Origin of the sequence: Stomatobaculum longum, from assembly GCA_000242235.1 — a bacterium.
Taxonomy (GTDB): domain Bacteria; phylum Bacillota; class Clostridia; order Lachnospirales; family Lachnospiraceae; genus Moryella; species Moryella longum.
The window spans coordinates 241,123-251,689 of record JH590861.1 but is presented as its reverse complement, the minus strand read 5'-3'; the positions used below and the strand labels follow the sequence as shown (position 1 = coordinate 251,689).

Here is a 10,567-nt window from a genome sequence, read left to right as displayed (position 1 = left end):
CTGTCTCGCTTTACTGCTCTTCTTTCTTTCTGACCACTGCGAAGCCTGCGAGCAGTATGCCAAGTGCCAGGCCTGCATAGTTCAGCGCGAGCGGTGCTTCACCGGTCTTCGGAAGACGACGCTTGCCGCTCTTCCGAACCGTGCCCTGATTCACCGTTCTCTTTGCGCCGTCGTTGTCCGACACATACTTGTTACCCTCTCTCTGATCCGCTCTCTTCTGCGGTGTGGGCTCTGTGCGGTCGTCGCTCGTATTGACCGTTGTGTTGTCAGCCGGATTCGTATTTGCCGTATCCTGCTTTGCATCACCGTGATTCGAAATCGGAGCGACATTATTCGGGCTGATGGTCGCGCGGTGTCCGCCGTTTTTGGTTCCGCCGCCGCCACCGGCACCGCCGCCTCCGCCGCCACCGCCGACGTTATCGGTATCCTGATCTTTCTGGTATACCGCAACGAGGGCCACATCGTGCGTGGTTCCGGCCGGAATCGTGTTCAGGAACTTGCCGCCGACCACCTGCCAGGTCCAGAAGCGGACGCCCTGCTTCACGGCACCGTAGGGATTAATCTCATCCTCAATCGTGAATGTGGTCGGATTCTGCGAGTTGTTGATGCCGCCTGCCGTATCGTAGGTGATGTGGTAGCGGATCGGCTCCCAGACTGCCTTGAAGCTCACCTCGCCGTCGCTCTCCGCCGTAATCTGGTCGTCTGCGACACCCGGTGCGGAGCTCTTCTCCCAGCGGACAAAGGTGTAACCGATGCGGCTCGGCGTCGGCAATGTGATGGTCTGATCCTCAATCGTATACGAGGTCGGGAGATTTCCGAGCCCCTGAATCGGGCTGTTTCTCGTCTCGCCGAGGTCATAGTTGATCGCATAGTGGTTCGGCGTCCAGCTTGCCGTAATCGTCTGGTTGCCCGTCGTACCGGCCGGAATGCTCGTGACGGTCTGACCGTTCGAGGTCCAGCTGCCGGTGTAACCGCGGCGCACCGGCGGAGCCAGCGGGACATCATCCTCAACCGTGAAGGTCGGAACATTGTTCGTCGGGTTGGTCGGCGTGCCGATGCCGCCGCCCGGGTTCAAGTTGTAGTTCACATTGTAGTTCGTGAGCTGCCACTTTGCGTAGTAGGTCTTCGGCGCTGCGTCCATCGTGTGCAGGGTCGTAACCGGCGAACCGCTGAACGCGGCATTGTCGTACCATCCCTGGAAGGTCGCGCCGTTACGGGTCGGAATACCGAGCGCAAAGTCTGCATCCTCGACCGTATAGGAGGTCGGCGTGACTGCGCTTGCCGGGCTCGTCGGCTTGTCATTCATCACATAGGTGATCGGATAGACAATCGCCGGGCTCCACTTCATATAGAAGTTCTTGTCCTCAAGGTCCTGGACGCGAAGTCCCGTGACCGGCTGCGTGAGCGCTGCATCGCTAAACCAGCCTTCGAAGGTGTAACCGGTTCTCGTCGCCGGGGCGAGTGTAAAGTCGGAGCTCAGGACATTATAACTCGTCACTGTGTTCGGGTTCGTTGCCGGGTGTGCAACCGTATCGTTTGCATGGTAGTAAATCTGATAGTCGTTCGGATTACTCCAGCGCGCGTAGTAATGCTTGTCGGCCGCATCCATCGTGTGGAGGTTTGTGACCGGGCTTCCCATGAAGGTCGGGTTCTCAAACCAGCCTTGGAAGGTAAATCCTGCCCGGAACGGATCGTTAATGGTAATATCCGGATCCTCAACCGTGTAGCTCGTCACCGTATTCGGATTTGTGCCGCTCGTGCCTGCCGGTGCGCCGTCGTTCATATCCCACTGCACCGTATAGCTCTTTGCCGCGCTCCACTTTGCATAATAATGCTTATCGGTCGCATCCATCGTGTGAAGGTTCGTAACCGGTGTACCCGTGAAACCGGGGTTATCGTACCAGCCGAGGAAGTCATAACCGGTTCTCGTCGCCGGGGCAATCGCTGTGTCGGGGTCCAGAACCGTGTAGCTCGCCACCGTGTTCGGGTTCGTTGCCGCATGCCCTGCCGGGGTGCCGTCATTCAGATCCCACTGCACGGTATAGGTCTTCGGCGCACTCCACTGCGCAAAGTACTGCTTCGGCGCAGCGTCGGCCGTGTGAAGCATCGTAACCGGACTACCCGCAAAGCCGCTGTTATCAAACCAGCCGAGGAAGTCATAACCGGTTCTCGTCGCCGGGGCAATCGAGACATCCGGCGTCAGAACCGTATAGCTCGAAACTGTATTCGGATTCGTCGCCGGATTTGCCGTCGTGTCATTCAGAACAAAATTGACCGGATAACTGACGGCATTACTCCACTTCGCATAATACGTCTTCGGTGCTGCATCCATCACAGAGAACTGTGTAATCGGTGCGCCGGTGAACGACGTATTGTCATACCAGCCTTCAAAGGTAAAACCGTTCCGGAGCGGGGGGACAACCTGCAGTGTAGACGGCGTTGTCTCAACCGTATAGTGCGTCGGATTGACCGCCGGATTGGTCGCCGGCGTCGACGGCATGTCATTTAACACATAATTGACCGGATAAATCTCCGCTGCGCTCCACTTCGCATAGTAATGCTTGTTCTCGGCGTCCATCGTGTGGAGCGTAGCCGGTGCCGGGGTTGTGAGCGCGGCATCCGTAAACCAGCCGAGAAAGTTGTAACCGGTGCGGGTTGCGGGCGCAATTGCGACATCCGCGTTCTCGACCGTGTAACTCGAAATCGTATTCGGGTTCACAGCCGGGTGACCTGCCGGGGTGCCGTCATTCAGCGTCCACTGCACGGTATAGGTCTTTGCGGCGCTCCACTTTGCGTAAACGGTGTGGTTCGTTGCGCTCGCCGGGTTAATGGTTCCGACCGGCGTCGTGAGTGCTGCGTCCGAATACCAGCCCTGGAAATCGTAACCCGGGCGGGATGGCTGCCGGAGCGTGATGACCGGATCCGTGACCTGGAAGCCGCCCGGATTTGCCGCGTCATTGGTCGCGGGATGGCCTGCCGGTGCCGCGTCGTTCATCACATAGGTGATTGTGTACGGCAGCGGCGCACTCCACTTTGCGTGCAGCTGCGTCGGGTTCGTATCGCCCTGCGTCGTGTCGAGGGTTGCCGGAGCCGGTGTCGTATAGCCTGCATCCGTATACCAGCCGAGGAAGGTGTAACCCGGGCGGGTCGGGGTGCCGAAGGTGTGATTCGGGGTCTCGACGGTATAGGTCGTGAAGCCGGAATTCGGGTTCGTCGCCGGATGGCCTACCGGGGTTCCGTCGTGCAGATCATAGCTAATCGAATAGGTCTTCGGCGTCCACTTCGCATAGTAGTGTCTCGGACCCGCCGGATTCGTATTGGTTACAATCTGCGTGATCTGGGAACCGCTAAAGCTGCTGTTGTCATACCAGCCGCCAAAGGTATAACCTCTCCAGGTCATCGGCTGCAGCGGAATGTTGGCATCCGTCACCTTATAGCTCGTGACTGTGTTCGGATTTGTGACCGGCGCCGTGCGGGAACTCGTATTCACATTGTCCGTGTACTGAATCGGATAACTGTTCTCCGTCCAGTTTGCGGTCATCGTAACCACACCGTTATTCTGCGTCGAGAGCAGATTCGGTGTCGCGCCGTTCGCATAAGTCTGGCCGTTCGAACCGGTCCAGCCGTTAAAGCTGTAGCCGTTCACCGCAAAGCCGTTCGTGAGGTTTGCTGCAGCATTGCCGGTGATGGTCTGATCCGGCGTCGTGCCCGTTGCGGTCTGACCCGCCGGTGCGTTTGCGACAAACTTTACCGTATAGTGGTGCGGATTTCTGGTCACAGTGCCCGGCAGATAGGTAATCGTATAGGTGCCGAGTGCCGCGCTGCCCGCAGTGCCGTTGTCCAGAGTCGTCGGATTTTCAGCCGTAACCGGCAGAGTCGGATGCACATCTGCGGTCGAGCTGTTGTCGAAATTCACGGTGAGCGCACTCACGCGGTCGTTTCCGATCAAACCACCCGTGACAGTCGCATCCGAAGGACTCCAGGTGAGCGGCTCCGTTGCGGTCACGGTGCGGTCATTCATGCGGATGGTAATGTTCCGCGTAATCTGTCCGCTGCCGCCGTTGCTGAGATTTCCGTTTGAACCCTGTACTGCCAGATTACTTGCCGGGTTCGTCGCATTGATGGTGCCGTTATTTACCACCGTGCTACCCGCCGGAACGGTGAGTGTGTGACCGTTCAAATCAATGCTCACGCCTGCCGGTACATTGGTCGTAAGCGTCGTATTGCCGGTCAGCGTAATCGGCGCATTGTTGTTCTGCTGCGACCATGCAACCGCATCGTCCGCATTGTTAAAGTAGTAAGTCTGTCCGTTCAGGGTTGCGGTTACGGTATATGTCGTATTCAGCGGAACCGGATCATCACCGGTATCACCGGTCTTATTGTAACCGCTGAACTCAATGTAGAAGCCCTTGACATCGAGACCGCCGCCGGTATAGTCACTCAGGTTATGAAGATCGTTCCAGTAGCCCGAGTTGTGCACCTGCATGACGCCCTCGTAACCGCTGACCGCGACGCCGTGTCCTACCGCAGAGTTCGGCTCACCGGTCGGACGGAAGTGCGAGTATGCCGGAGTGCCGCCGGAGTAAGGCGTCACGAGCGGCGTTCCGTTCCCTAAGGGGTTCGCACCGCCGGTGCCCTGCTCGTAATACTCAATGCCGCTCTCCGGACCGTCCTGCCAGCGGAAACGTCTTGCCGCAGTCGCCGTCGAGGTAGAAGATGCATTCACGTTCTGATTTGCAAAAACGGTGCCGGTGCGTCCCGCGACCGAGTTATCATGCCAAACCGGAACACTCGCCGCGTCGTTGATGCCCTCGAAACGCGCACCGCCGGACCACGCGCCTGTCGAAGGCGTTGTAATCTGGTCGAGAATCTTATCCTCCTGCTGGGAGGTGACGGTGACGAGGTAACCCTGCATACCGTCGAGATAGCTCTGCTTTGCCGTATTATAGCTGTCCGCCCAGCTAACCAGTCCTGCCGGCTGCGGCTCGACATACATATAGTAGTGCTCGGCGCTATCACCCGGCATCGGGTTCGGAATCGTCATCTTGGAAATCTTGATTGTCGCATTGGTCGGGAAGTTGTTCTGACCGTTGCCGAGCGTAATCTTTAACTGCTGGTTTGCACCTGCGCTCGGCAGATAGAACTTCATCTGCTGTTCGATGAAATCCTTGGCTTCCGCCGCAGTCAGTGCCGTCGGGAAGATAAACTGATAAAAGCGATGACTTCCTGTCGGGTTGACATCCGTGAAGCTCTTATAGGACTTGCTTGCGGTCACACTGCCGTTGTCCGGCATGTCGTTGATGTGACCCACATCGACCTGGAAATTCATCGAAGTGATGCCGTTCCCCACTGCGTCGAGAACCGTCACATCCTTCAGCTTATAGCTCTGGCGACTTGTATCTCCGTCGTAGTCAAGAAGCTTGAACGACGCGCCAAGCTGTGTGTTGCCGGTCTGATAGTTGACGACAGCAAACGGCGAGAAGTGCTCCGCCGCCGCCTGTAAGACCGGCAGGTTCTCGTCGAGCCCCTCGCGGAGCGTGTCGACCTTCTCGGCTGCTTCATCAATATGAAGCACGGAAACACCTGCCGACTCCGTCTGCTTCTCTTCTTCCGGCGCCGTCTTCGAGCTCTCTGCGGAGACAATACCTATATTATGGAAGGAAACCGCCAGCGTACCCTTCGCGGTATCCGGCTGAATCGGCTCTCCCGCTGCGTTTAACACTGTCAGATCGCAGAGGAACTGCGTGGTGGCCGTCTTGCCGCTCGCCGCTGCGTGCTCATTGATTTTCGCGAGCACCTCCTGCTCTTCTGCTTCGGTCAGCTTCCGCGCGCGGAGCGTCGCGCCTTCCGGCAACACGCCGGCCGGTGCACTGACTTCAATCTCAACGCCGTCGAGCTGGGTGTGTAACACACGCGCCGCATTGGAAGGTGTCCCCCAGCGCGCTGTGCCTGCGAGGATATCCTCCTCTGCCTTGTTCTGCCCGGTAGCGTCAGAAGGGCTCGCTCCCTTTGTCTGCAACTGCTGCTGCAAAGACTTCGGGAGAGCCAAGTCATTGATCAGCTCTGCGTCTTCCCGATATTCCTCTGCGGATGGCGCTGCATAAGCGGGCACTGCCGTCGAGATGTTCAGCACTGTCATGGCAGCACTCAATATCACCGCAAGCAGGCGCTTTGACCTGTTTCCTTGTTTGCTCATTCATTGTCCTCCGTTTGTATAGTTCAATCTTAAACTTCTCTTAAAATATATAGATGCGCACGCACTTTGCAATGTTTCGTATCTATGTTTTCCGTTTCTTATTTTTTTGTTAAAAGATGTAGCGCTTCGGCATCCGAATTCGTACAACGCGAAATTTTCACATTCTTACATAATAATATTATGTAAATCTTATATCGGTGCAATGACTCGGAATCGGCGTCTTGTTCCGATTGGCAGCGGCTGAACATCGGCGCCGGAGGTTCTGCCGATATCCGCAAAAAAAAGGAAACCATGCCAATACATGGTTTCCTTTTCGTCTATATCATTATGCCTCGGTCTTCGGGCCTGCCGCAACCAAAGCCTTGCCGGCTGCATTGCCCTCATACTTCGCAAAGTTCTTGATGAAACGCTCTGCGAGATCCTTTGCCTTCTTGTTCCACTCCTCGCTGTCCGCATAGGTATCACGCGGATCAAGGATGGCCAGATTCACACCCGGAAGCTCGGTCGGCACTTCAAAATCAAAGAACGGAATCTTCTTGGTCGGTGCCTTCAGCACGTCGCCGTTCAGGATGGCATCGATAATACCTCTCGTGTCCTTAATCGAAATTCTCTTGCCGCTGCCGTTCCAGCCGGTATTCACGAGGTATGCCTTTGCACCGCTCTGCTCCATACGCTTCACAAGCTCTTCCGCATACTTGGTCGGATGCAACTCGAGGAAAGCCTGACCGAAGCAAGCCGAGAAAGTCGGGGTCGGCTCGGTGATGCCGCGCTCGGTTCCCGCGAGCTTTGCCGTAAAGCCGGACAGGAAGTAATACTTGGTCTGCTCCGGCGTCAGAATGGAGACCGGCGGCAATACGCCAAACGCATCCGCCGAGAGGAAAATCACATTTTCCGCTGCCGGGCCGTGGGAAACCGGCTTCACAATCTTCTCGATGTGATCGATCGGATAGGAAACTCGGGTATTCTCCGTGACACTCTTGTCCGTAAAATCAATCTTTCCGTCGACATCGACCGTGACATTCTCGAGAAGTGCGTCGCGGCGGATTGCATTGTAAATGTCCGGCTCGGACTCCTTATCGAGGTTGATGACCTTGGCATAGCAACCGCCCTCAAAGTTGAAGACGCCGGAATCATCCCAGCCGTGCTCGTCATCGCCGATCAGAAGACGCTTCGGATCGGTCGAGAGCGTGGTCTTGCCGGTGCCCGAAAGGCCGAAGAATACCGCCGTGTTCTCCCCGTTCATATCGGTATTTGCCGAGCAGTGCATCGATGCAATGCCGCGGAGCGGAAGGTAATAGTTCATCATCGAGAACATGCCCTTCTTCATCTCACCGCCGTACCAGGTATTCAGAATGACCTGCTCCTTGGTTGTGATGTTGAAGACAACCGCGGTCTCGGAGTTGAGGCCGAGTTCCTTGTAGTTCTCAACTTTTGCCTTCGACGCATTGTAGACAATGAAGTCCGGCTCAAAGTTCTCAAGCTCTTCCGCCGTCGGACGAATGAACATATTGGTCACAAAATGTGCCTGCCATGCGACTTCGACGATGAAGCGCACTGCCATGCGGGTATCCGGGTTCGCACCGCAGAATGCGTCGACCACAAACAGGCGCTTATCGGAGAGCTCCTTTTTTGCGAGCTCTTTGACCGCGTGCCAAGCCTCTTCGGTAGCCGGATGGTTATCATTCTTGTATTCATCGGAGGTCCACCAGACCGTATCCTTGGAGTTCTCGTCCATGACGATAAACTTGTCTTTCGGAGAGCGACCCGTGTAAATGCCGGTCATCACGTTGACGGCGCCAAGCTCGGTCACCTGCCCCTTTTCGAAGCCTTCCAGACCCGCCTTGGTCTCCTCTTCAAATAACAATTCATAAGACGGATTGTGTACGATCTCTGTTGTTCCGGTAATGCCATACTTGCTCAAATCAAGCTTACTCATGTACCTTTCCTCCTCTGTCCTCCGCTCGTGCAAATGCACAAAATAATCGGGCTTATATCCCTCGATTATTATATACTATATCCGAACAGATTACAATCACGCCCGTTTCGAACGGAGATATTCGTCAATGCCGCGCGCTGCCTGCTTGCCGGCTCCCATCGCCAGAATCACGGTGGCCGCACCGATTACGGCATCTCCCCCCGCAAAGACACCTTCGCGCGTGGTCTGACCGTTTTTCTCATCGGCAATCAGACAACCTTTGCGATTTGTCTCAAGTCCCTCCGTCGTCGAGGAAAGCAAGGGATTCGGCGAAGTGCCGAGTGCCATGATAACCGTATCCGCCGGAATTTCCTCCTCGGAACCCGGAATCTCGACCGGTCTTCTTCTGCCCGACTGATCCGGCTCACCGAGCTCCATATGAATCACACGAACGCCGCGAACCCAGCCGTTTTCATCCTGCAAAATCTCGACCGGATTGGTGAGCAGATCAAAAATGACGCCCTCTTCTTTTGCGTGGTGCACTTCCTCCGCGCGCGCCGGAAGCTCCGCTTCCGAACGGCGGTATACAATATGCGTCTCCGCGCCGAGACGAAGCGCCGTCCGCGCCGCATCCATTGCGACATTTCCGCCGCCCACGACAATCGCACGCTTGCCCGCAAAAATCGGCGTGTCATAGTCTTCTCGGAAGGCCTTCATGAGGTTATTGCGCGTCAAAAACTCATTTGCCGAGAAGACGCCGCTCGCCGTCTCGCCCGGAATATGCATGAACATCGGTAGGCCTGCGCCTGAACCGATAAATACCGCATCATATCCCTCTTTGTCGAGAAGATCGTCTACCGAGACCGACTTTCCGACAATCGTGTTGGTCTCAATCTCCACGCCGAGTTTTTTGACATTTTCGACTTCATGCGCAACCACCGTGTCCTTCGGCAGTCGAAATTCCGGAATGCCGTAGACCAGCACACCGCCCGGCTCGTGAAGCGCCTCAAAAATCTTGACCTCATAGCCGAGCTTTGCGAGATCGCCCGCACAGGTGAGTCCCGCCGGCCCTGCGCCGATCACAGCGACGCGCTGTCCGTTTTTCTCGGAATGGTTCTCCGGCTCCAGTTTATGCTCACGCGCCCAGTCTGCCACATAGCGCTCCAACTTGCCGATTGCAACCGGCTCACCCTTGATGCCGCGGATGCAGACACCTTCGCACTGCGTTTCCTGCGGACACACGCGGCCGCAAACCGCAGGAAGTGCCGAACTCTCGGCGATGATACCCGCAGCCTTTGCCTCCTGTCCGGCAATGACCTGCTGTAAAAATGCCGGAATATTAATCGAAACCGGACATCCCGCAACACAGCGCGGATTCTTACAATTTAAACAGCGGGATGCCTCCGCTCTCGCCTCTTCCTCCGTATAACCGAGGCATACTTCTTTGAAATTTTTGGCGCGCTCTTCCGGTGCCTGCTCCGCAATCGGAACTCTCTTCATCATGTCCATTATTGCTGCCCTCCGCAATTTCCGCAGCCGCCGTGGTGCGTCTTGCCTTCTTTTTCTCTCAGATACTCTCTGCCCTCTTCGCTCGCGTACATTCTGGCACGCTTCATCGCCTGATCAAAGTCAATCTTGTGTGCGTCAAACTCCGGACCGTCCACACAGGCAAACTTGACTTCGTCACCGACAATCAGACGGCAGGCACCGCACATCCCCGTGCCGTCCACCATAATGGGATTCATGCTGGCAACTGTCGGGATGCCGAGCTTCTTGGTGAGCAAGGCGACAAACTTCATCATGATCATGGGACCGATTGCGACGCAGAGATCGTAGTGCTTGCCTTCCTTCTCCACCAGCTCCTCGACTTTTGCGGTCACAAGGCCGTGGAACCCGTAAGACCCGTCATCGGTGGTGATATAGAGGTGGTCTCCGCAGACCGCACGCATCTCATCCTCGAGTATCACCAAATCCTTATTCTTTGCGCCCTGCACGACATCCGCCGTGACACCCTGCTCCTTCAGCCATTTGACCTGCGGATAGACAGGCGCTGTGCCGACGCCGCCGGCCACAAAGAGAATGTTCATTTTCCGGAGTTCTTCCGGCGTCTTTTTGGTAAGCTCCGAGGGACATCCGAGCGGCCCCACGACATCCTCAAAGAAATCGCCCTCGTTCAGCTCCGCCATCCGGTAGCTACTCGCGCCGACCACCTGGAAGACGATCAGCACGGTGCCCTTCTCGCGGTCATAGTCGCAAATGGTCAGCGGAATGCGCTCACCGTAGCGATCGATTTTTACAATCAGGAACTCTCCTGGCAGACACTTCGCGGCGACGCGCGGTGCTTCGACATCCATGAGCCAAATTTGCTCTGCAAGTTTCTTTTTCTTCAGGATTTTATACATAAGGATTCTCCATTGCTGTAATACCGTGTTACCGAATCAAGTCTTGTTTTCGCG

Annotated in this window: 4 protein-coding genes; all 4 read right to left on the bottom strand. The window is 56.2% G+C overall.

Annotated elements, in window-relative coordinates; all coding sequences use genetic code 11:
- Positions 1 to 10: 10 nt before the first annotated feature.
- Positions 11 to 6,196: an InlB B-repeat-containing protein gene (locus HMPREF9623_RS01120; RefSeq protein WP_009532049.1), complete on the bottom strand. Its 6,186-nt coding sequence runs from the start codon at positions 6,194 to 6,196 to the stop codon at positions 11 to 13.
- Between the two features lie 325 nt (positions 6,197 to 6,521).
- A complete protein-coding gene (pckA, locus tag HMPREF9623_RS01115; protein WP_009532048.1) occupies positions 6,522 to 8,132 on the bottom strand; it encodes a phosphoenolpyruvate carboxykinase (ATP) in 1,611 nt (536 codons plus the stop codon).
- Positions 8,133 to 8,228: 96 nt separating this feature from the next.
- Positions 8,229 to 9,620 (bottom strand): NADPH-dependent glutamate synthase, encoded by a 1,392-nt coding sequence (gltA, locus tag HMPREF9623_RS01110; protein ID WP_009532047.1) that lies wholly within the window; start codon positions 9,618 to 9,620, stop codon positions 8,229 to 8,231.
- Complete coding sequence (locus tag HMPREF9623_RS01105) at positions 9,620 to 10,513, bottom strand: sulfide/dihydroorotate dehydrogenase-like FAD/NAD-binding protein (RefSeq protein WP_009532046.1); 894 nt, start codon at positions 10,511 to 10,513, stop codon at positions 9,620 to 9,622. Before HMPREF9623_RS01105 ends, gltA begins: the two co-directional genes overlap by 1 nt.
- Between the last annotated feature and the right edge of the window lie 54 nt (positions 10,514 to 10,567).